Source organism: Streptomyces sp. NBC_00104, from assembly GCF_045160825.1.
GTDB lineage: Bacteria > Actinomycetota > Actinomycetes > Streptomycetales > Streptomycetaceae > Streptomyces.
In genome coordinates, this window is sequence record NZ_CP108215.1 from 2330454 (window position 1) to 2352770 (window position 22317).

Genomic DNA, 22317 nt, shown 5'->3' on the forward strand with positions numbered 1-22317 from the left:
CGAGCCACCGGATGCTTGGGCGTCCACCCGACGGGGGAGCTTCGAGGCCTTGCCCGTGTGGCGATCTCACAGCCGACGGCGATCGGTCGCTTGGCGGTTCAACCCAATCCGACCGGACATATGACTGGTCGCAATGCCGGTACTCCAGCCACGAGGTGCGCTCGCCCATGACAATGACACGACAGTCTTGGACGCCGGACGAGAGCCTTGCGCAAGAGGTCAGGGATCAGTTCGACAGGGCCATCGCCTCCTATCAGGCGAATACGCACCTCATCTCCGAGCATGCGAACCACGAGGAGTCCATCCGGGTCGGCGGCTATGCCAATCGGACACTCCTCGAACTCGTCCAGAACGCCGCCGACGCCATGTCGGGGGCAGGCGACGATAAAGGGGATTCGGCCGGCCGCGTCGAGATCGTCCTCGACGTGGAGGGACAAACCCTCTACTGCGCCAATGCAGGTCGCCCGTTCTCGAAGAGCGGGCTCACCGCCATCACGCACGCGCACCTCAGTGGCAAGCGTGGCGACGAGATCGGGCGCTTCGGCCTCGGGTTCAAATCCGTGCTCGCCGTTTCGGATGTTCCGCAGGTGTTCAGCCGCTCGGTGTCGTTCGAGTTCAACTCACCCTCAGCTCGGGGCGAGATAGCCCGGATCATGCCGACCGCGAAGCGCCATCCGATCCTCCGCACCCCGACCCTGATCGACCCGGTCGCCGCGTTCGCCGCGGATCCCATCCTTGCAGAGCTCGCCGAGTGGGCGTCCACCGTCGTGAAGCTCTCACACGCGTCAAGCCTCGGACGGATCCGCAGAGAGATGCAGGAGTTCTCCTCGGAGTTCCTCCTCTTCGCCGGTGCCGTGCGGGAGGTGAAGCTCAGGGTGCTCGGTACCGACGCGTTCGAGACGAGTCACACCTCTCGCGATCTCGGTGGGGGCGTGTTCAGGATCGAGGACCCGAACGGCGGCGGCGACGAGTGGATCGTCGAAGACCGGATGCACGAGCCGTCTCCCAACGCTCGAAAGCAGGTCGGGGAGGCCGTCTCGCGGGCACAGGTCAAGGTCACCGTAGCGATCCCGAAACGCCACGCACGGCAGCGCATTGGGCGGTTCTGGTCCTACTTCCCGCTCCAGGATCAGACCTCGGCATCGGCTCTCTTCAACGCTCCATGGAGCGTGAACGACGACAGGACCACGCTGCTCAAGAACGACTACAACCGAGAGATCCTCGGAACGCTGTCGGAGATGTTCGTCGGCATGTTGCCGCGGGTGGCGACGCCGGACGATCCGGCGGCCCACCTCGACTACATGCCAGCGCGAGGAAGGGAGCAGCTCTCGTTCGGCGACGAGCTGCTCTGCGCACACGTGCCGCGGAAGTCGGCGTCCCTTGAGCTCGTTCCCGACGCCACGGGCGCCCTGAAGCGCGCCGCCGAACTCCACCCGCTGGACTTCGCCGTCGAGGTCGATCCGGCCGTCCATCAAGCGTGGATCGAATCTCCGAACACCGGAGACGACGTTCCGCATTGGCGGTGTTACACGTCCCGGCAACGGTTCACGCGTCTGCGGCAGGTCTTCGCGGCGTCGGTGTCCGACAGCCTGCTGGACCGCGACGACAGGGATATGAAGCGCGCCCTGGGGGCGTTGCCGAAACGAGGGATTCTCTCCTGGCTGCGTGAGTGGGCCGAGGGAGCGGACGCTGTGTCCGCCGCGAACGCGTTCAAGTTCGCGCTCGGAAGCAAGAGCCTGTCTGATACCGATCGGGCCAAGGTGATCCCCACCACCGACGGCATGCGCGCGCTTGAGGACAGGAGCACCGTCTTCCTACATCAGGAGGAGGGCGTCGAGATCGAAGGAGCGGTCTTCGTCTCCCCCGGTTTCCTGGCACAGCCCGGGGTGGACGACGGCCTCAGGAGAGCCGGTTTCCGGGACCTGGACCCGCTCGCGATCCTCAACGCACGCCTTGCCGTTCTCTCGGGCACATCGGGCGACGACGAACTCTCCAAACTCTGGGACGCCGTCCTCGGAGTATCCGATCTCGACGCGGTGAAGGCATTGGCCCGCCACTCGACCACGGTCAAGGTCCCGACTCTCGATGGTGGATGGGCATGGCCTCACCAGGTCTTCGACCTCGGGGAGCCCTTGGGTGACGAGCACGCCAAGAGGACGCTGGACCGGCAACGCTGCACGCCCGCGGTCGCCCATGGGCTTGGGGTCGTTCGCAAGCCCATGAAGAATTACTCCGTCGAGGACGAGCCGTGTCTTGAGCAGTACCGGGAGTGGGTCTTGGCGACCCTCAACTCGCAGCAGGGCCCCGGTGAACGGCCAATCGAGAACGTCGAGTTCTACCCCGGTGAGGGCCCGGGCCCGTTCTCCGTACTGTTGATCCTGCGTGACGCGGGGGCGTCGAAGCCGTTGCGCGAAACCTGGACCGTCGAGTTGCTTCAAGCGAGCGGCTCCGATTGGACCTGTGAAGATCTCGACACGGGCAGGACTCACGCTGTTCGGCCGCCGGTTCGCTGGGCAGCGGACCGTGCCGGTCTGCTGCGGTCGAACCGTGGGTTTCACTCGCCGGCCGAGGTCGTCGCACCGTCTCTCGTCAGGTACGCGAACCTCCTCCCGCTGTACAAAGGGCCACGGCAGGTCGCCGATGTCCTGGAACTCCCGGACAAGCTCGACGCGGTGCCACCTCGGGTTCTCAAGGAAGCGCTCGAAGCAGATCTGTTCGCACCGGGCACCGAGAACACCGTGCTCGTCGACTTCATCCGAGCGGCGTGTCGCATCGCCTATCCGGGCGCTCACCCTCCCAGCATTCCCGCCAGAGTCAAGCGTGCGATCGAGCCGCGCTCTCCGTCGGCGGTGTACCTCGCCACGACGGACGAGCAGGAGGAGTACCTCTCGACACGCCAGCGCCCTTATCTGAGGGTGACGGACGATCAGATCGACGAACTTGTGAAGTCCGTGGGTTGCCGCCGATTCGAGGACAGCTTCGCGTTCTCGATGGTGATCGAAGGGGACCAGGAGAGCGAGCGTGTGGTCGACGTCTTCACCGGGCTCCGGAGCACGCACGTCGCCGACAGACTGGTCAACGCGACGGTCACTCGGGCGATCCAGGTGGTCAAGCGTGTGACCACAGAGAACGGTGTCGAGGATCAGTCACTCCCGTGGCACCTCGACGGGTTGAGTCTGGTGGCTCGCGGTGATGCCGACGAGCGCCGGCTCCTCGGCATCGTCAACGAGGCTTTCGACCTGCGCCTCACGAGCGCGGACCTCGAGGGAGTCCTCAAGACGGGCCTGGACAATCGGCTCCAAACACTTCGGCAGGAGGCCAAAGCCGCCTCGTCCGACGCAGAGCGGCTTGACGTCTATTTTGGCCCGGACGACCTGCGCGACGCCCTACCCAAGGGGCTTTGGCCGGCGCTCGCGGCCCAGGGTTTGGTCGATGACCGCACTTCCGTCCCCGATCTCTTCCTCAAGGTGTATGGCGCGGACTCGATCAGGCTGCTCGCCGCTCCATTCCGGGAGGTCGGCTTTCCCGACGTTCCGACGAAATGGGCGGGTGGTGGGGCGACCATCTCGTGGCTGAGGAAGATGGGATTCTCAGCCGAGTACGCCGGTCGTCGCACAGAACACCAGCCCCATGAGTTCATCGTCCCCGGTGCCGTGAAACTCGACCCCCTCCATGACTTCCAGGAGGAAATCAGCCGGCAGCTCAGTGCCGTGCTCACGCTTCGTGAGGCAGATGGTCGTCATCGCAAGGCGATGGTGGAGCTCCCGACCGGTGCGGGCAAGACTCGCGTTGCTGCGGAGACCGTGCTCAGGCTCTTCATGGAGGAGAGCCTTCGTGGCCCCGTGCTGTGGATCGCACAGTCGCAGGAGCTCTGTGAACAGGCCGTGCAGACCTGGAGCACGGTGTGGCGAGGGCTCGGGGACGAGCGCCCGCTGACGATCGGGCGTCTGTGGGAGAACGGCGTCGTGCACGAGCCCGACACCGAGTTCAGCGTGATCGTGGCGACGGATGCCAAACTCGATGTCATCCTCGGCGACGCCGAATACGAATGGCTCAGCAAGGCATCGGCGGTCATCGTCGACGAGGGGCACCGCGCGGGCGCTTCCGAGCTGTACACGCGGATCCTGAATTGGCTCGGGGTGGCCGGCCGCGGCTGGGAACGCCCCCTGGTCGGCCTTTCCGCGACACCGTTCAAGGGCACGTCCGAGACGGCGACCGCCGCGCTTGCGAGCCGGTTCGGCAACCGCAAACTAAAAGCCTTCGAGGGAAACGCCTACCAGGAGCTCGCAGAGCGCGGAGTGCTCGCGCGGGTCCAGCACGAGGTGTTGGACGGCATCAAGGTCGACCTCCGACCGGAGGAAATCGCCGAAGCCACACGACAGCGAAGGATCAGTCCGACCGTTCTGGAGCGCATCGGCCAGAACCAGGCCCGCATGTCGATCCTCGTCGAGCACATCATGGGCCTGGACGAGAGCTGGCCGGTGCTGGTGTTCACTCCCAACGTCCTTTCGGCCCAGGTGCTCGCCGCGACGCTGCAGTATCGCGGCATCGAAGCGGCATCGGTGAGCGGACAGACCGGTAGGCAGCAGCGCCGCGACATCATCGCGAGATTCAAGGACAACGAAATCCGCGTTCTTGCGAACTGCGATCTGCTGATCCAGGGCTTCGACGCGCCGGGCGTCCGCGCGCTCTACATCGCCCGCCCGACCTTCAGCCCAAACGCCTACATTCAGATGGCCGGTCGTGGCCTCCGCGGCCGTGCCAACGGTGGAAAGGAGGAGTGCCTGATCGTGGACATGGCGGACAACTTCGGGGACGTCACCGAGCTGCTCGGGTACCGCGAGTACGAAGACCTCTGGCAGGAGCAGCGCGCATGATCCTCGTTCCCGACCTGAAGGACATCGAGCGGAACGCCGTCAGCGACGCCGAGCGCAGAATCGCCCGTCTGCTGCGGGAGATCCACGGCGACCCCGATGCAGTCGCCTTCCATTCGGTGAAGTTGCGCGCCCATGCCTACAAGCAGCAGGCCGAGGCGGATTTCGTCATTCTGTGGAAGAAGGTCGTGATCGTCGTCGAGGCCAAGGGCGGAGGAGTCAGCAAGCACGACGGAGTCTGGTATAGCGTCGACCGACGAAACGACTGGCACAAGCTGTCCGGCTCGCCGATGGAACAGTCGCAGTCCGCCATGTACGCGCTGAGGGACATCCTCCAAGAGGAGGGCATCGGCTGGTTCGCACACGAGGCCATCGTCATCACGCCCGACGTCGACACTCCTCCACACGCGATCGAATGGCAGCCGACCCATTGGCTGGCCAAGGACGACATGAGCGTCACGGCATTGGGCGGCGCTCTCAACACGGTGGCGAAGGCCGCACGAACGCCTCCCGCTGGGCGGAAACTCGCAAGGACCGAGGACCTGCGGGCGCGCCTGTTCGGAGAGTTCACGAGGATGCCCGTGATCGATGCCCAGCGGGGAGCGGTCATCGAGGAGCAGAACCGCGCCACAGCTGGCCAGTCCAGAGTCCTCGCCTCGTTGGCGCGCAACCCCCGGGTCATGGTGTTCGGCGGTGCGGGCACGGGAAAGTCGCTCGTCCTGGTCGAGGCGGCCAAGCAGGAGGCGGATCAAGGACGATCCGTACTGATCACGTTCCGCTCTCCGGAGCTCCTGGGATTCTTCGCTCCACACGTGGTCGATCGCGACATCGCCCTCATCCCATTCGAACAGCTGGGACCGGACGAGGCCTACGACGCGGTGTTCGTCGACGAGGCACAGGACCTGATGACCGCCGAGGAGATGGACACGCTCGACGCGGTCGTCGTCGGTGGACGAGCCGCGGGCCGGTGGCGCATGTTCCTCGACATGAACAACCAGGCGCACGTCGACGGAGGTTTCGACGAGGACGTCTTCGAGCTCATCGCCCCCGAGGCACTCTCTGTCGACCTGGACCTCAACGTCCGGAACACCCGAGCGATCGTGCACATGGTTCAGGAGTACCTCGGAGCGGACGTCGGAGACCCGGGCATCGTCCACGGGGAGAAGGTCCAGTGGCACACGCCCGACGGGGAATCCGACATCGACCAGGCCGAGTCCGTGGCCGGGCGGTTGGTGGCCGACGGAGCCCGCAGGGACGACATCTGGATCATCAACGCGAGGTCGAGCGCCGCCCCCACCGTGACGGCCGAGGGCTTCGTCGTGACGAGCCCGAGGTACGCGAAGGGCCTGGAAGCGGAGCACGTCGTCGTCTGCAACCTCCCCCCGGTCTTCGACGACACCGGGACGGCGGCCTTCTACGTCGCGGTGACACGCGCTCGTGTCTCGCTGCACATCCTCGCGTCCAAAGACGACAGGCGACGCCTCCAGCAACTCGTCCGACAGCGGCTGGTGACGCGATGATCCTGACCAGGGCGCAGAAGCGCGCGCTGAAGCACCTTCGTGCGGCCTACGTCGGACCGGACGGCGGCGACGACGAGGTCGTGTTCAACAGGCCGGATCGTCAGTACGCCGTCGGGATGTTGTTCCCGTCCGGATCGTCGGCGCCCGGCCCCGAGAAGGCCGAGCAAGAGCCTGATGTCGAAGCCGATGTGGTCTCGGGAGACGTTGAGGAAGGCGGCGCAGGCGTGCCGCTCGCCGAGGACTGGCGCCCCTCGTCCGTCGCGATCTCCTTCGTCACCGACCGGCCCACGGTCTACTGCGACTTCTCGGGAGGGACCTACCAACCGATCACCGGAGACGGACCTCCACGTTGGCGACGCCGCCTGTTCCAGTTCGGGAAAGACAAACTGGAGCTCGCCCAGAAGATCCCCCCGAAACCGCTCGAAGCGGGTGACGTCTCGATCGAGATCGGATCGCGATGGCGCCCCTACGGCGACGCCCATCTCGTGACGGTGCACGCACGTGTGCGGTCGGAGTCGACGGGGAACGACCGGCTCGACATCGGTCGCATGCTCTTTCAGGTCGCGCTCAACGTGACGCCTGCACCTGGTGGGCGGTTCCTGGAGTACGACACGTCGAGGTCGTTCGATCTGGACGACGAGTCGACAGAACTGCGACTTCGCTACCGGGACAAAAAGGTCTACGCAGTAGGCCACGGCATGGCGGCCGACTGGGAGCTCGAAGACGGTGAGTGCGCACGTGTCTTCCTCGACCCTGTGCCAGCGTTCGTCGTCCCCGCAGTCGAGACCATCGGGTTCGATACCGAGTCCGAGGCCGCTAAGGCGCTTCGTCTCGACAATCTGTCACGGATCGACGCGCGGCCGGGCGAGATCGTGCCGATGCTGGACGAGTTCGTCAGGGCCTTCTCCGATTGGGTCTCGGAGCAGGAGGACTGTGTCGACGGCTTCGGAGCCGACGCTTCGGCCGCGCGATCGATCACCGACCGCGCGCGTAAGGCCTTGGGCCGCATGGAAGTCGGCGTCGACCTGCTGCGCGACCCGAAGCAGGAAAGGCTGAGAAGCGCCTTCGCGCTGGGCATGGCTGCAATGCGACTGCAGATGCGCCAAACCTCGGTCAAGCGTGGCGCGGAGCCGGACAGGGTGGAAGAGCCTCGATGGCGCCCTTTCCAGCTCGGCTTCCTGCTGGTTGCTCTGGCGTCCACGGTCGACGAGACACATGACGACCGGGAACTCGTCGATCTGATCTGGTTTCCCACCGGTGGCGGAAAAACAGAGGCGTACCTCGGCCTGGCGGCCATCGAAATCTTCCGTCGCCGTATCGCTCATGGCACACAGGGCGCCGGAACCGCAGTGATCACTCGGTACACCCTCCGTCTCCTGACGTCCCAGCAGTTTCAGCGGGCGGCTTCGCTCGTCTGCGCGATGGAGCTTCTCCGATACGATGACCGGCGGGCGAAGGGCATGCCTCGGTTCTCCATCGGGCTCTGGGTCGGCAATGAGGTCACCCCCCGTACGAGAGCGGATGCCAAATCCGCCCTCGACCGCCTACACAAGGCCGCGAGGCCCGAGGAGGCGAACGGCTTCCAGATCGAGAGCTGCCCGTGGTGTGGTGCCGCGCTTCTGCCCGAGTCGAGGTCCCACGATCTGGATCGATACGGCTTTCGTCGCGACGGCAACGACGTCGTCATCCACTGCACCAGTGGTAGCTGCCGATTCAAGGGCGAACTCCCCGTGGCCGTGGTCGACGACGTCCTGTACGAGGAGCCGCCGACGATCCTGCTTGCGACCGTGGACAAGTTCGCCCGCCTCCAGTTCAACACGAAGGCAGGCAGTCTCCTCGGCCTCGATACGCCGTTCCGGCAGCCGTCGATGATCATCCAAGACGAGCTGCACCTGCTGTCGGGGCCGCTCGGCACGACGGTCGCCGTCTTCGACGCCGTGATCCAGATGCTCCTGAACAGAGGGGGTACGGCACCCAAGATCATCGCCTCGACAGCCACGATCCGCGCGTCCGAGGAACAGGTCCAAGGGCTGTACGGGCGAGGCGTCGCGCTCTACCCGCCGGCGGGGTTGCACGGCGATCGAACTTTCTTCTCCCGCCCTGTGGAGAACGGCGAAGGCCGCCTGTACATCGGCCTGATGCCGCAGTCCCTCTCACAGATGTCCGCAGTCGTCTCCGCAGCCGCACCCCTGATCGAAATCCCGGAGGTGCTGGCCCAGCATCCCGATCCGGGTACGACGCGGGACTCCTACTGGACGGCCGTGATGTACCACAACAGTCTTCGCGAGCTCGGCCGCTCGGGCACGCTGGTGGTCGACGACGTGAACGGGCGGCTGGAACCGCGTGCAGACCGTTTGAGCCTGCCGTTGCGTCGTGTCCGAGCCGGCCGCGTCCTGGAACTCACCAGCCGGCGGGGCCCGGAGGAGCTCCCCAACGATCTGCGTGAGCTCGGCCGGAGTGCCGATATCACCGATCAGGCCATCGACGTCGTCCTCTCCTCGAACATGTTGTCGGTCGGCATCGACATCCCCCGCCTCGCCCTGATGCTGATGGTCGGCCAGCCGAAGACGACCGCTGAGTACATCCAGGCCACCAGCCGGGTCGGCCGTGGGGAGAACAACGGCATCGTCACGACGTTGTTCCGGTCGAACCGGGCGCGTGACCGGTCGCACTTCGAGACCTTCCGCGCCTACCACGAGGCGCTCTACCGCAACGTCGAGCCGACCAGCGTCACCCCGTGGTCGACGGCGTCCCGCGATCGGTCGTTGGCAGGCGCCCTCGTAGCACTGCTGAGGCACTCCGTGCCCGCTCTCGCCGCGAACGACTCCGCGTCCCGTCTCGACCTCGACGACGGCCGAATGCGTGGCGCGATCCAGAGGCTCGTCGCGACGTTCGTGGACCTGGTGAGCCGCTCGGAGCACATCGAAGCTGAGGAGACCGAGCAACAGGTGTGGCACCTCCTGCACGAGTGGGATCGCCGCGCAAGGCTCGCACGCGAGGCCGGAACCTCGTTGCTGTACGACTACGGGAAACCGGACGATGAGGCGCTGCTGAAGCGGTTCGGGCAACGCAGGGAAGGATGGCTCGTCGCCGACTCGATGCGATCCGTCGAGCCGAACGTCGCCGTCCAGGTACGTGAGCCGTTGGAAGGAGGGGTCGGCCGTGGAGCGAATCCTGCATGACCTGCGTCTCTCGGAGACGATCACACCGTTCGGTGTAGGGGCCATCGTGGATGTGCTCGGGCAATCGCTGATCGCACCCGACACGTCGTGGTGGGAGCGCAGGTACGCTCCCGAGATCAGCTGCGAGCGACTCCTCGCGCGACTGGGCGCCGGCGTCCTCCGGCAGGCACCCGCTCACGCGGGGCGCGCGGCCAGGGAGACAGCGCACCTGCTCTACTGGCGCTTCCCGGCCTGGCGGTTCTGCGAGCGGTGCACGAAGCTCTCTCAGCTCACCGGCAAGAACAAGGGCCGCTGGAGCAACAAATGCGAGTGCGGCGGCTCGCTTGTGCCGATGCGCTACGTCGCCGTCTGCGAGAAGGGCAGCCACATCCAGGACGTTCCCTGGTTCAAGTGGGCGCACCGCGGCAACGACGAAGGTGTCACCGACGCCGTGCGGTTCTGTCGCGCGTACAAGGAACTGAAGTTCGAGCGTTCGTCACGACACGGAGAGGGCCTGGCCTCTCTCCGTGTTCACTGCAACGGGTGCAAGCGGTCCCGTCCGCTCTCCGAACTGGTCGGCAAAGCGTCGCTGCACCGCGACAACATCCGCTGCGACGGCATCCAACCGTGGGAGGAACAGAAGCCCGACAACGCCTGCGAGCATCGCCTCACCGCCGTCCAGCGCGGTGCCACCGGCAACTACATCGCCGAACGCCTCTCGGCGCTCGACATCCCCGAGGAACGCCCCCAGTCCGCGGAGAAGGCGGATCGCGTCCGCAGCCACGTCTACTTCGAGAAGGTGGTCGCCGACAACGGAGGTCCGCAAGCGGAAATGGTGGCCGGGTGGATCGCAGACGAGATCGGGGTGACTACGGAGGACGTCCTCGGCCTCGCGGCCGGTGGCGATGACTCCGCAGACACTCCGCTCCTCGATCTGAAGGACGGCGAGTGGGCCGCTTTCCTCAAGAAACTCGAGGGCGGCAGGGATCACGGCGCCAGCGACTTCGTCGTCGACGGCTGGAAGGTGCCCGCAGAATCGAAGTGGCCGTCGGCGCTGACCAACCGACTCGTCGGCGTGGGCCAGGTGCGTCGCGTCCGGGAGGTCAGAGCACTTCGCGGCTTTCGGCGTCACAGCGCCGAGGCTGACTTCATCCCCGCCGACCTCGGTCCCGACAGAAGGCGAAAGCCGGTTTACCCGGCCGTCGAGATGTTCGGCGAAGGGATCTTCCTCCGGTTCGACGAGGACCGGATCTCCGAATGGGAGATCCTGCCGGGAGTCCGCAAACGGGCAGGCATTCTGGTGGAGCGGCGGCAGTCGAGTCAGTGGGCTCACCGCCTGGACGTACCCGAGCCGCGCTTCATCGCCTTGCACACGATCGCCCACCTGCTCATCCGCAGGCTTGCCTTCGCCAGTGGCTACTCGTCGGCGGCACTTCAGGAGCGTATCTACGCCAACTCCGATCGCCGAGATCGGACTGCGGGCATCTTGATCTACACGGCCGCCGGCGACGCGCAGGGGACGCTCGGTGGGCTCGTTCGGCTGGGCGAGCCGAACAAGATCCTCCAGCTTCTGTTGGCCGCCTTGAGTGACGCAGACGTCTGCTCGAATGACCCCGTGTGCATCGAGAGCGACCATCAAGGGTCGTCGCAGCTCAATATGTCGGCGTGCCACGGATGTGCGCTCATCAGCGAGACATCGTGCGAGACGGGCAATCGTCTGCTGGACCGTCAACTCGTCCTAGGCGGAGCGAACGTGCCCGGTCTCCTCGACCATGTGCTCGATCAGGTTCGGCATAGGACGGGCTCGTAACGAGGTTCAAAGACGATTTCCGATGCGACCAGTGCCCATGTTCTACGACTTGTCTCCCCCGCCCACAGAGATGACAGGACCAGGCGCCCATACCGTGTGGTGAGGGCTTCGACTGTGGCGGCGACCAACAGTACACAGGCAGTTACGTTGCAAAGCGCTCCATCGGCAACAGATCCGGTGACCGCAGCACGCGCTGGGTCGGCTTCGACGCTGGCGATCGGGGTCTGACACAAGTTCCGTGAGTCGGTCACGCAGGGTCGCGCGAGCGCAAGAACTGCGGTGACTCGGTGAGACGCGGGTTCCACTTCGAGGTCGTCAACAACGCCACCCCGGACGGGAACCGGACGGTCGTCCTGCACGAGTACGGCCACGCGACGCGGGCCTCGACGCCCCCGTTGACGTCGCCCAACGACCGTCATCGGTGGTCGCGTTCAGCTGTCGCCGTTGTTCCAGTCGTCGCCGAGCACCCAGCGCAGCGCCGACAGCTCACCTAGCAGGTATGCCGCGTTCCACGTCTCGTGGTCGTCGGAGGCGATGATGAAGTCCGGGTCATCGGTGTACTGCGTTTCCATCTGACGCATGGCGTCCTTGATCAACTGGTCCGTCTTCGGGTCCAGAGGCTCCCGCTGGCCGATCTCGACGAAGTGATACAGAAGCTGCTTGCGCGAATACCACAGTTTGTTGGTGCGGTACTCCTCAGCGGCGACGATCTCCGCCTCCGTGCGGGGCCGGGCGTCGACGTAGCGAGCGATAAAATCATCACGTCCCTCAAGCAGCTTTTTCAGCTGCGGCTGCTCCCAGTACTTCACCCTGAACGGCGGGCGGTTGTTGAGCTCGTACGCTTTCAGGTACTCCTTGCACGGGTTGGAGAGGAAGCTGCTGGCGATGATCAGCGCCACCTCCGCCCGCTCCGCGCCGGCCCACGTGAGGAGCCCGGTGATCTTGTCCGGGGGGACGCCCCTCGTGTACTTCTTGCAGTCCACGAACCAGCGCTGCACGTGAACCGAGCCGTCGAACTCCTCCACCTGGCGCTCGGCAACGATGTCCCGGCCGTTGTCGGCCGGGCTCGCATTCAACCCAGTGCCCTTGCGCCAGTCGACGTTCACGAACCCGAGTTCCTTCATGAGCTCGAAGCAGAACTCCTCGAACTCGGTGTCTGTCATCTCGTCGTACGGCATCAATTCATCACTTGCCACGCCATCAGGGTAACGATCGCCACCGACAACGTGCCCCTTCGACCATCAGCGCCGATGAGCGCACGAGCGATGGCGTGAGGTGGGTCACCAGCAGTGCGACGACCAATGCATGGGAACCACCCCTACGACGGCGCCGACGCACCTCCGGCACCGCGACCGTGCCTGAAAGCACCAGCTCACGGCGGCTACGGGCCCGTACAGATGCTGTCGGTGCCCCGCCGGGGGCTCGAACCTGCACAGTGCGGATCGAACAGAGCGGTGCGCTCACCGTGTCAGTCGACCGCGCGTTCTCGAAGTATGCCGGCGTCGTCACGACGAGCGAACGTCCACAGCTCACAGTGGGCGTGGCACGACCAGCCCTTGACCGCGGCGCTGCTCAGGCCTCGGGCCCGAGGCCAAACCGCTGCAGCAATTCATACGTCGCCGCCGCAAGGTTGTGCCCGCCAGGCGATAACAACGCCGGGAAACGCCGCAGCCTCGCCTCGCAAGTCACCGCGGTCGCCAGGGCTCAATGGGGAGGCTGGCCCTTCTGTCCGTCTACCCGATCGCGGAGCACCTCGGCTTCGTCGCTGCCAGTCCGGCGTACGAGGGCGGTCAACTGCCTCGATCGTCTTGCGCCCACGCGCAGCTCTTTCCGTAGGGTCTCTGCCTACGCGGGTAGGTAGTGCAGCTCCCGATGCCGGGCGTCAAGCATCCGAGCTCGCACCAGTAACGGATCCTCGCCCCGCTGCCGTCGCTCGCCCTTCGCACGTCTGCTGACCCCGGAGGGCTGCAACAGACCGACCGTAGCCAGGAGCAAGAGGCCGTCCACGGACAGCGGCCACACTGAGGCACTCACTGCATCCGCCCCGCCCTGCAGCGCGAACTCCCGCTGGTGAACGCACGAGGCATACGCGGCGACCCGGCAACAACCAGTGCGCACAGAGGCCGAATCCACGCGTCGAGGTCAAGGCCCCGGTTGCTGCCAGCCCCCTCCGGCTGTAGGAGCGCATTCGGAATGTCCCGTTCCGCTGTCGTGGCCAAGGCCTTCCCAGTTATCTCATTTGAGGGACACGGCATTTCTGTCTCATGATCTTGTCCCCTCTCAGAGGTCATCGGCAGGTCTATCCCTCTCCAGGTCTTCTATAAACGAACGGATGCCCGGGGTGGGAGCGGTCGTGCCGGGCGACATCGACGGGGCCGTTATCGCCGACAGCGGTGACGATCAGTTCGTCGCCGAGGAAGTGAAGGGGCACGGAATACAACAGTCGCGGTCGCCGGATGCCCAAGACGTGCTGGCGGACGAAGGCACCCGCACCCCGGCGCCCATCGCCTGCGCCTGTTCTGCGCCGCAGCATGGCACGGGTGCTGCGCTTGGGCTGGTGACACCCTGGCATACCGGGGCTCCAAGGGCTGTAGACCATACGCACGAGCACAGGTTTCCGCGTGCGAGGTCGTGTGATATGCCGTAGCGTCAGTTGAGAGGACGCTTTCGCTGGGGGCGGGGAAAGACAAACGTCAAATCTGCAATTTCTCTGTTGCTTCGGGAGCCCTGCATGTATCGACGCGCGATTTCCGTGGCTGCCGTATTTGTGGCAGCGTTCACATTCAGTCCTTACATCCCTATCGCGGCTGCATCCGAGCCTCAGACGGCAACTCGCACTGACTCGGCAGCGGAGAGGCCGCACCCCGAAGTGCTCCGCCCCATGTCGCAGCAAACCTTCGATGCGGCCTGCAAGCAACAGGGATACGCCCAGGGCGTGACTACGGTCGGGAACGACGCGTACTCCATCCGGTGCGTCAATGAAGACGGAAGCCTCCAGTCATTCCGTCCACGAGAGGAAATCCACAATTTCGTAGCCCAGGCATGCCAAGACACCTATACCGATGTCAGAGTGACGGATCGCCTCGCCACTATGGGCCGAACCTACAGTGCTTGGGAATGTGCCGACTATGGGTCGTATGCAGGGGGCCCAGACCTCAAGAAATGGTGTGAGTCCAAAGGGCTCAAGCTCATCAATAGTTCGAGTGCTAAGTACCCGGCCTACCAATGGTTCTGTGCGAATTCATCGAGGACCAGGGTGGAGGGCATCCCCGTAGATGATGTCTGCGCGTCACAATTTGATGAGTCCGCTCTCGACCGTGTGTTCAACGTGTACGGGAAGACTGTTGAAGATGCCTGGGACTGCTTCTATACCCGGTGAGCCCACCGGCCGGGCTTCCACCGATCCCAGACGAGCCGACTAAGAAGTCGAAGGCGAGATTGGTAGCTCCCACAGGCGCGCTTGGTCCTACGCCCTTTGCTCCCGTGAGCCTCGGTCTGAAGGCTGATCAGCCAGGGAGACAGAATTGGGCGGGGAGGTCCGTATGCATGAGACAATGCGACGGCTTGCCGCAGTCGGTCTGGCACTCGTTATGGCGGGTGCCGTCCATGTGGCAACTGCGCCCCGAGCGAGCACGGTTTCACCCTCCGCGCTTGCGAACAGTGTCTCGATGCCGTCCGCTGGGGACAAGGGCACGCGGTCACACGTCGCTGCCGCTGCCATCGTCTGCACACCGACGCTCATGATCGGGGTCCGCGGCTCCGGCGAGAACCCAATAGGCCCCAATCATCCAGGGGGTGCCCATGGTCTTGGTGTCCCGCTGGAAGCGGTCTACGAAAGGCTTCCCAAAGGCACAGGCGTGTACGGCCTGCCCTATGAGGCGCGCGCTGTTCCACAGCTCTTCATTGGGAGCGTCGCTGAAGCCGCAAAAGGCCAGCGGTCGTTGAAGTTTGGAGGTCCTCCACCGAAAACCACCGAAGTCGGCGCGTCTGAGCTAGTGGACCAATTCCGGCTCCAGGTCAAAGTCTGCGACAAGAAGCTAAAGAACAAGCAGAGGATCGTGCTCGGCGGATACTCGCAGGGATCGTTGGTAATCCGCTTGGCATTGAATCAGCTTGAAAGTGAGCCTCTGATCCTCGATCACATAAAGGGCATCGTGCTGCTTGGAGATCCCTCGCGGGACCTGGTCGCGGCACCCGCTCTAAGCAGCGATCTCCTGAGTCGAAGAATGTCCGTCTGCCTGTTCGGCGACCTGATTTGCAAAGGGCCCAACGATAAGGCTGCCCGAAAGACGGCGTCAGCGTGCATCGCGGAGTCCACGTTTGGCTGTCCACACTTTCAGTACGGGGGCAAGGCGGCTCTTGATGCCGGTACAGGGCGGACAGCGTGGAAGGCGGCGGACTACCTGAAATCTGCCCTCCAGCGACCAGACATCGACTGGCGGAACCGCACCTATAACCTGACGTGCGACGATACCGTCAAAGACCCGGTGAAAGTGGCCCTTCGCGATGGTAAGGGAACTGCGAGAGGCGAGGCCATCGGGGGCTATGACCGTTGGGACGTGCGAATTCAGCGGATCACGCAAGGGAAACTGCCGTCCCTCGGCAGCGTGACCGCTGTCCTTTTCTTCTGCACTCCCCAACCGAGTAACTTCTTCACGCAGGAGTTGCGTGTCTATCGCTCCAGCAACGGAAGTGAGATAGCGCGCGTTCCACACTTGAGTGGCGGAGAATGGCTGCCTCCGGAGTATCAGCCAGAGTCTGTGGCGATCAGGAAAGATCGGATCGTCGCTGATCTAAAATTCTACGGGCCGGGAGACCCCCACGGTTCCCCGTCCAGGCTTCGCCATCTCAGCTGGACGTGGGACGGCAGGCAGTTCGTGACGCACGACGCTGGCGGAGATTCGCCCGCCCTCAGCCGGATTGAATTGAGCCGCGAACGTGTCACTGTCAATGGGATCGGCCCCGTGAAGTTGGGCATGAGCCCCGAGGAGGCGGCGAAGGCGATCGGTGCAACGATTCCTGTGGAGAGCCGTGGTCCGACCTGTGTAGACCACACCGTGGACGGAGGACCGACAGGACTCTTTCTGAGGTTCACGCAGGATCGCCTCGTTGCGGTCGGCGTCAGGCCACCGGCGACGGAAATCCACACCGCCTCCGGCATCCATATCGGCAGCACACGAGACGATGTCATGGAGACCTATGCCGCAGAGATTGAAGCCACGACATCGGTCCACGGCAATGAGGAGCTTGTGTTCGCACCAGCCGCTCCGGAGTTCGCGGGCAAAGTCATCGCCTTCGGCATGGTCGATGGTACTGTCGGGCTTTTCATAGCCGGTGAGCGTGACTGGGCAACACTTACTGGCCCATGTGGCGGCGACTGAACCTTTAGCCGCCAGCGCCACAGCTCGGGGGCTACGCCAACGTCGCAGGCTCAACGAAAGTGCGTCTCATTGTGTTGTCCCTTGGGCCAGACGAAGGCCATCGTCAATGAGAAAGGGACACGCGAAATACGAGCCTACACCGGCGATTCGGTGATCTCACTCATCGAACCCACCGCCCGGCACCGTGCACCAGTGCACAACGCGTGCACACTTGCGCGGGAACTCCCCGGAACCCGCAGGTAGAAGCGGGATGTGCCGAGACACGACAAAGGCCCCGACCGGGCAAAAGACCAGGTCGGAGCCCTACTGGCAGACGAGTCGGGCTATACGCCGGGTTCAGTCCCAAAACGCAACAGCATCGAACCCCCGGCGAGGTGCGCAGCAGTCAGTCGGCCAGAGTCGCTGGGCGGATGGCCCAGGGTCCAAAGCGGCGGCGGGCGCGGTCGGCGGCGGCTTCGGCCACGCGGGCGCGATCGTCACCCGGATCCATGGAGAGTTGGCGGTAGGCGCTGTCGGCCGGCAGCAGTGCGTGGGCGCGGATCACGAAGGCGCGAACTCTCGCCCGCTGCAGCCCAAGGGCATTCAGCAAACCCAGGGCGGTTGCCGCAAGGGCGGGTGAGTGGTTGGTGGGTTCCGGCAGCGTGCGCGTACGTGTGGTGGAACTGCTGTCGGCGTACCGCACAGTGAGGGTGAGCCGACTGGTGATCTGGCGTTCGCCGCGCAGGCGTTGGCCTATCTGGTCGGCGAGCCCCAGGACTGCTCGGTGATGCTGTGCCGGGTCGAGACAGTCCCGCTCCAGCGCCAGGTCGGCGACCAGATGCGCCGCTGGTTCCACCGAGGTGACCGGGCGTGGGTCGTGTCCACGGGCGCGCTCGGCCAGCAGCCGGGCGGGACCTGCGCCAAGCAGTCGCTGCAGGGTTCCGGCGGGCAGATCGACGACCTGCCCGATGGTGTGCAGGCCGTATCTGCGTAGCGTCTCCGCTGTGGTGCGGCCGATCCCGGGCAGGGCAGTGATCGGCCGGGGATACAGCCAGTCGGCCGCTTGACCCATGGGAACACAGGTGGTGTCTCCCGGTGCAGAGGCGTCGGCGGCCATGGCCGCCAGCATGCGGTTGCCCGCGAGCCCGGCGCTGCTGTCGATGCCGTACAGCGCCTTCAGTCTGATCTTCGCCAACTGGACCACGTTGTAGGGAGACAGATCGAAGTACCGGAGCGCCGATGTCAGGTCCAGTTGCACAGCGTTGGGCAGGACGGCCTGGACATGAGGCGTGACACCAGACATCAGTTCGATTACATCGGCGTACTGATCCCCGGTCAGCACGGCGTGCAGGTAAAGGTGGGCAATGTGGCGCTGCCGCGTGGTCATCCCATTCATCCCGCGCTCCCGGGGCTGCGGTGGCCGAACTTCTTCAGGTCGGCGGAACGGGTGCCGGCGGGCTGGAGGTCGGCGTAGGGGTGGAGGCGGGCGCCGGTGGTGCCGTTGGCCAAGGTGCGCTGCGGCTGGGCGGGGGTCGGGTGCGGGCGGCTCTCGCCGAGGAGGGCGAGGGCGGCCTCGGGGCCGTGGTCGCGGCGGGCGGCGGCGATCTCGTCCAGGTCCCAGGCCATGGTGCCGACGACGGTGCGGCGGGTGCCGCGCACCTGGACCGTGCCGCGCACCAGCAGCAGCCCGCTGTGGAAGACGGTGTGCGCGCAGGCGGGATGGGAGTCTTCGAAGAAGGCCAGGTCGACCAGGCCGGAGCCGTCCTCCAGGGTGACGAAGATGATGCGCCGGCCGCTGGCGATCGGCGGGGTCTGGGTGGAGGCCCGGACGCCGGCGACGAGGACCTGCTGCCCGGCGCGCAGGCTGGCCAGGTGCGCCGCGTCGGTCGCGCCGATCTCCCGCAGGAGGCGGTGGTGGTGCTCCATCAGGTGCTTGGAGACGTCGATGCCCAGGGTGCTCAATTCCGCACTCAGGGCTTCGCGTCCGGTCATCTCCGGCAGGCCGCTCGGCTCCGCTCCGCCAACAGCGTTCGCGTCGATGGGCAGTTGCCCCTCGTGCGCAGAACGGGTGCGGGACTGCCGGTGCAACTCGGCGATCTGGAGCAGAAGATCACGCCGAGTGAGGCGGCCGTCGTGGAGGCAGTTCAGGGCACCGATCTCGGCGAGGCATTCGGCGACCGGTCTGCTGGGGCGTGCCCGCTGCCAGAAGTCCGACAGCGATCCGTATAGCTGCCCCTCGTCGATCCGAGCACACTCTTCCTCGCTGATGCCGTGCACCGCGGACAGCGCGAGCCGCACGCCCCACTGGTCTCCGTCGGTCTTTTCCACGGTGTGCTTCGCCTGGGAACGGTTGATGTCGACGGGCAGGATCTGTACGCCGCCCCGGCGGGCGTCGGCGACCAGGACGCGCTTGGGCCACATACCGGGGTCGTGTTCTAGGAGGCCTGCCAGCAGGAACGCCGGGTAGTGCGCCTTGAGCCAGGCGCTCTGCAGAGCCGGTACGGCGAAGGCGACCGCATGCGCCCGGCAGAAGCCGTAGGCGCCGAAGGCCTCGATGGTCTTCCAGACCTCGTCCCGGACCGCCGCACTGTAGCCACGCGCGCGTGCCAGGCCGTGGAACCACTCCCTGATCTGCGGCAGCCGCGCCTTGTCCCCGAGCGCCCGCCGGGCGATCTCCGCCAGCGCGTAGTCGCAGCCGGTCATCACCGACAGGGTCTCGATGATCTGCTCGTGCCAGATGGTCACGCCATAGGTGTCGGCGAGCACCGGTTCCAGGTCCGGATGGGCGTACGACGGTGTGCCGCCATGGCGTGCGGCGATGTACCGCTCGGGCATGCCGCCGGCGACCGGTCCGGGGCGGAAGAGGCTGATGTCGGCGATGACGTCCTGCGGGTTGCGCGGCTGCAGCCGGGACAGCAGGTCTTGCTGGCCGGGCGACTCCAGCTGGAACAGGCCCAGGGTCCGGCTGTCCTGGATGAGCCTGAACGCGAAGACGTCATCGAGCGGCACCTGTTTCGGGTCGTCCAGGTCGATGCGGTTGCCGGTCACCCGTTCGATCTCGGTGATCGCATGAGTCATTGAGGACAACATCCGGACGCCCAAGACGTCCAGTTTGATATTGCCCAGCGCCTCGATCTCCTCCTTCGCGGCCATGGCCATGGGGTAATCGCCCTGTGGGGTGGGTTGCACCGGCAGTCGGTCCAGGAGGGTGGCGTCGCTGATGACCACGCCGCAGGGGTGCATGGCCATGCCGTGGACCAGGGAGTCGAGGCCTTCGGCGAGCTCCCACAGCGGACCGTAGCGGTGCGCCTCGGCAGCCAGTTGGCGCAGTTCGGGCAGTTCGGCGAGGGCGCCGGTGATGTCGGAGGCGCGGAAATGCGGGAAGCTCTTGGCGATCCGGTCGACGTCCGCGGGTGCGATGCCGAGGGCGAGGCCGGTGTCACGCAATGCCCGGCGGGCCCGGTAGGTCTCGGGCATGGCGGTGACGGCGACGCGTTCCTTGCCGAACCGGTCGAAGATCGTGTCGTAGCACTCCAGCCGTCGGGCGGATTCCACGTCGATATCGATGTCGGGCAGCGAGGCCCGGCGCACGCTGAGGAAGCGTTCGAACAGCAGGCGGTGATCGAGCGGGTTGGCGGTGGCGATGTCCATCGCGTGGCAGACCATCGAGCCGGCGCCGGAGCCGCGGGCCGCGACCCGGATGCCCTTGGCCCGGATGTCGGCCACGACCTGTCCGACGGCGAGGAAATACGAGTCATAGTCCAGCGCGGAGATCACCTTGAGTTCTTCGTCCAGCCGGTCGAGCGCCCTTCGGTCACGGTCGAGGCCGCGTCGAACCATGCCCGCCTCGCACCGCCGCCGCAGCAGCTGCGCGGCTGCGCCCGCTCGGGGCTCGGCGCCGAACAGCGCCGGTTCCGGGAAGTGCCGGGCGCCGAGCCCGAGGTCCGCCACCGGATCGACGGTGCACTCGGCCGCCGTGGCGGCAGTGTCCGCTACCAGGCGGCGGGTCCGCCGAATGTCCCCTCCGGCACATTCGGCGATCATTCGCGCGACGGTCTCCATTCCTCGCTCGTCCTTGAGCCAGCGCTGTCCGCTGTCCAGGCAACGCCGGTCGATCGGCCTCAGTAGTCGTGCAGCGTCCAGGACGTCGGCGAGGCGGTGCTGGTCGGGGTCGGCGTAGCGGACGGCATTGGAGAGCACGGCGGGGGTGTGGGCGCGGTCGGCCAGGGCGAGAGTGCGGGCGGCCAGACGCAGGGATCCCGGACCGACGCCGAAACGTTTCTGCGCAACGGCTTCCAATCGGACCCCCATTCCGAAGATCTCCTTCCAGGGCGCCAGCAACTTCATCGCGACGCCCTCCCGGCCCACCGACAGCGCCCGCACAGGCTCCGAGAGCGGTCCGAGCAGCACGGTCAGGCCGGGACCGCCGTACTCGCGCAACGCCTCCCACGACACCACCGGCGCTGTACCAGACACAGCACCGACGTGGGCGGCCGACGTGATGCGGCACAGCCGCGCCCAGCCCGCCCGGTTCTGTGCGAGCAGCACGAACCGCAGCGGCGGCTCGACAACGTGTGCACCGCCACGCGCCGGGGCGCGGCGGCGCTGGGCGGGTGGCGAGGGCGCAAGGGCTTCTACTGCCAGATCGACGCCGAAGAGGGGCCGGATCCCGTCCTTCGCGCAGGCCTGCGCGAACCGGACGGCGCCGGTGACCGTGTCCCGGTCGGTGAGCGCGAGCGCGGACATGCCCCGCTCGGCCGCCCGCCGGGCGAGCTGCTCGGGGTGAGATGCGCCGTAGCGAGCGGAGTAACCGGACGCGACGTGCAGATGAGCGAAGCCCGCCATGCCGCACCTCCATCACTCCACCCCTTTTCGACCATAAGCCCGATATGCTCATCGTACGCTCGTTCGATTACTCTAACCCCATCAGTCCCGGTCAGCGACTAGATTCGAACACATCAGCGATTCTTTGGCGAGGTGAGCAACGAACGAAACAGGCACCACCCCGCCACCTCCCCATCCAGGCAGCGCAGTTGGGAAAATCACCCCTTCGACGCCCCTCACGCAGGCGTGATGCAGTAACCCATGACGGGGCGGACGGGTAACGGTTTGCAGCCGACCGACACCTTTCGTAACGAATCAAGCACCGGGCGGGTCGCGTCAGCCCTCGGGACTCACACCGCCGCCCGATCGGCCGACCGCCTGCCGGCACCGACCGCCCTTCGGCAGCAGCTCCCAGCACAGGTCTCCTGAGGCAAGGGCCACGCCCCAGGAGGCGAGGGATGCCGCCATTCGGTCGAGCACTGAAAACAGAGCCGCAGGGATGAGTCCACACTCACGCGCGATCCGATCCGTCTCAGTACACCCTCGACCGGCCGATGGGTCCGTGTGTGCCGCAAGACAGAGGGCGGTCAGCCGCACAATGGGGTCATCAGTGCCCGCACAGCCGTCTTTCGCCATGCGCAGCGCCCAGTCAGCAGCACTCCTGCGGTCTGGGCGTGCGGGGGCAAACAACATTTCGTCGAGGATCTGGGCAACCACCACCCTGCTGGCAGAGCCCGGGGTGGTCGGCGTTCTACGGAGCCACCGCGC

General features: G+C 65.7%; 9 protein-coding genes. 5 read left to right on the top strand and 4 right to left on the bottom strand.

Going from position 1 to position 22317, the window contains the following annotated elements; translation table 11 throughout:
• Positions 1-167: 167 nt before the first annotated feature.
• The 4 genes from OG272_RS10140 to drmB are packed head-to-tail and all read left to right on the top strand — an operon-like array spanning position 168 to position 11365.
• Entirely contained in the window at positions 168-4877 is a 4710-nt protein-coding gene (locus OG272_RS10140) for a sacsin N-terminal ATP-binding-like domain-containing protein (protein WP_405893111.1), read from the top strand.
• Entirely contained in the window at positions 4874-6394 is a 1521-nt protein-coding gene (locus OG272_RS10145; RefSeq protein ID WP_405893112.1) for an NERD domain-containing protein, read from the top strand. The genes OG272_RS10140 and OG272_RS10145 overlap by 4 nt, the downstream gene beginning before the upstream one ends.
• Positions 6391-9576: a helicase-related protein gene (locus tag OG272_RS10150; RefSeq protein WP_405893113.1), complete on the top strand. Its 3186-nt coding sequence runs from the start codon at positions 6391-6393 to the stop codon at positions 9574-9576. The genes OG272_RS10145 and OG272_RS10150 overlap by 4 nt, the downstream gene beginning before the upstream one ends.
• Positions 9557-11365, top strand: a complete 1809-nt coding sequence (drmB, locus tag OG272_RS10155; protein ID WP_405893114.1) for a DrmB family protein — start codon at positions 9557-9559, stop codon at positions 11363-11365. Before OG272_RS10150 ends, drmB begins: the two co-directional genes overlap by 20 nt.
• 431 nt (positions 11366-11796) lie before the next feature.
• Here the strand turns inward: drmB and OG272_RS10160 are convergent, their stop codons facing one another.
• Together OG272_RS10160 and OG272_RS10165 are read right to left on the bottom strand one after the other, a co-directional pair.
• Positions 11797-12561: a restriction endonuclease gene (locus OG272_RS10160; RefSeq protein ID WP_405893115.1), complete on the bottom strand. Its 765-nt coding sequence runs from the start codon at positions 12559-12561 to the stop codon at positions 11797-11799.
• Positions 12562-13210: 649 nt separating this feature from the next.
• Complete coding sequence (locus tag OG272_RS10165; protein WP_405893116.1) at positions 13211-13498, bottom strand: DUF2637 domain-containing protein; 288 nt, start codon at positions 13496-13498, stop codon at positions 13211-13213.
• Positions 13499-15105: 1607 nt separating this feature from the next.
• Here OG272_RS10165 and OG272_RS10170 point away from each other — a divergent pair.
• Entirely contained in the window at positions 15106-16746 is a 1641-nt protein-coding gene (locus OG272_RS10170; RefSeq protein ID WP_405893117.1) for a cutinase family protein, read from the top strand.
• A 385-nt stretch (positions 16747-17131) separates the two neighbouring features.
• Here the strand turns inward: OG272_RS10170 and OG272_RS10175 are convergent, their stop codons facing one another.
• Together OG272_RS10175 and OG272_RS10180 are read right to left on the bottom strand one after the other, a co-directional pair.
• Positions 17132-18112: a DNA polymerase thumb domain-containing protein gene (locus tag OG272_RS10175; RefSeq protein ID WP_405893118.1), complete on the bottom strand. Its 981-nt coding sequence runs from the start codon at positions 18110-18112 to the stop codon at positions 17132-17134.
• Between the two features lie 5 nt (positions 18113-18117).
• On the bottom strand, positions 18118-21570 hold the full coding sequence (locus OG272_RS10180) for a DNA polymerase III subunit alpha (protein ID WP_405893119.1): 3453 nt from the start codon (positions 21568-21570) through the stop codon (positions 18118-18120).
• Between the last annotated feature and the right edge of the window lie 747 nt (positions 21571-22317).

What these genes read in the sequence shown, in the direction of transcription:
- OG272_RS10140 (WP_405893111.1), top strand. Translation starts at nt 168, where the DNA reads ATGACAATGACACGACAGTCTTGGACGCCGGACGAGAGCCTTGCGCAA.
- OG272_RS10145 (WP_405893112.1), top strand. Translation starts at nt 4,874, where the DNA reads ATGATCCTCGTTCCCGACCTGAAGGACATCGAGCGGAACGCCGTCAGC.
- OG272_RS10150 (WP_405893113.1), top strand. Translation starts at nt 6,391, where the DNA reads ATGATCCTGACCAGGGCGCAGAAGCGCGCGCTGAAGCACCTTCGTGCG.
- OG272_RS10170 (WP_405893117.1), top strand. Translation starts at nt 15,106, where the DNA reads ATGATCGGGGTCCGCGGCTCCGGCGAGAACCCAATAGGCCCCAATCAT.
- OG272_RS10175 (WP_405893118.1), bottom strand. Translation starts at nt 18,112, where the DNA reads ATGACCACGCGGCAGCGCCACATTGCCCACCTTTACCTGCACGCCGTG.
- OG272_RS10180 (WP_405893119.1), bottom strand. Translation starts at nt 21,570, where the DNA reads ATGGCGGGCTTCGCTCATCTGCACGTCGCGTCCGGTTACTCCGCTCGC.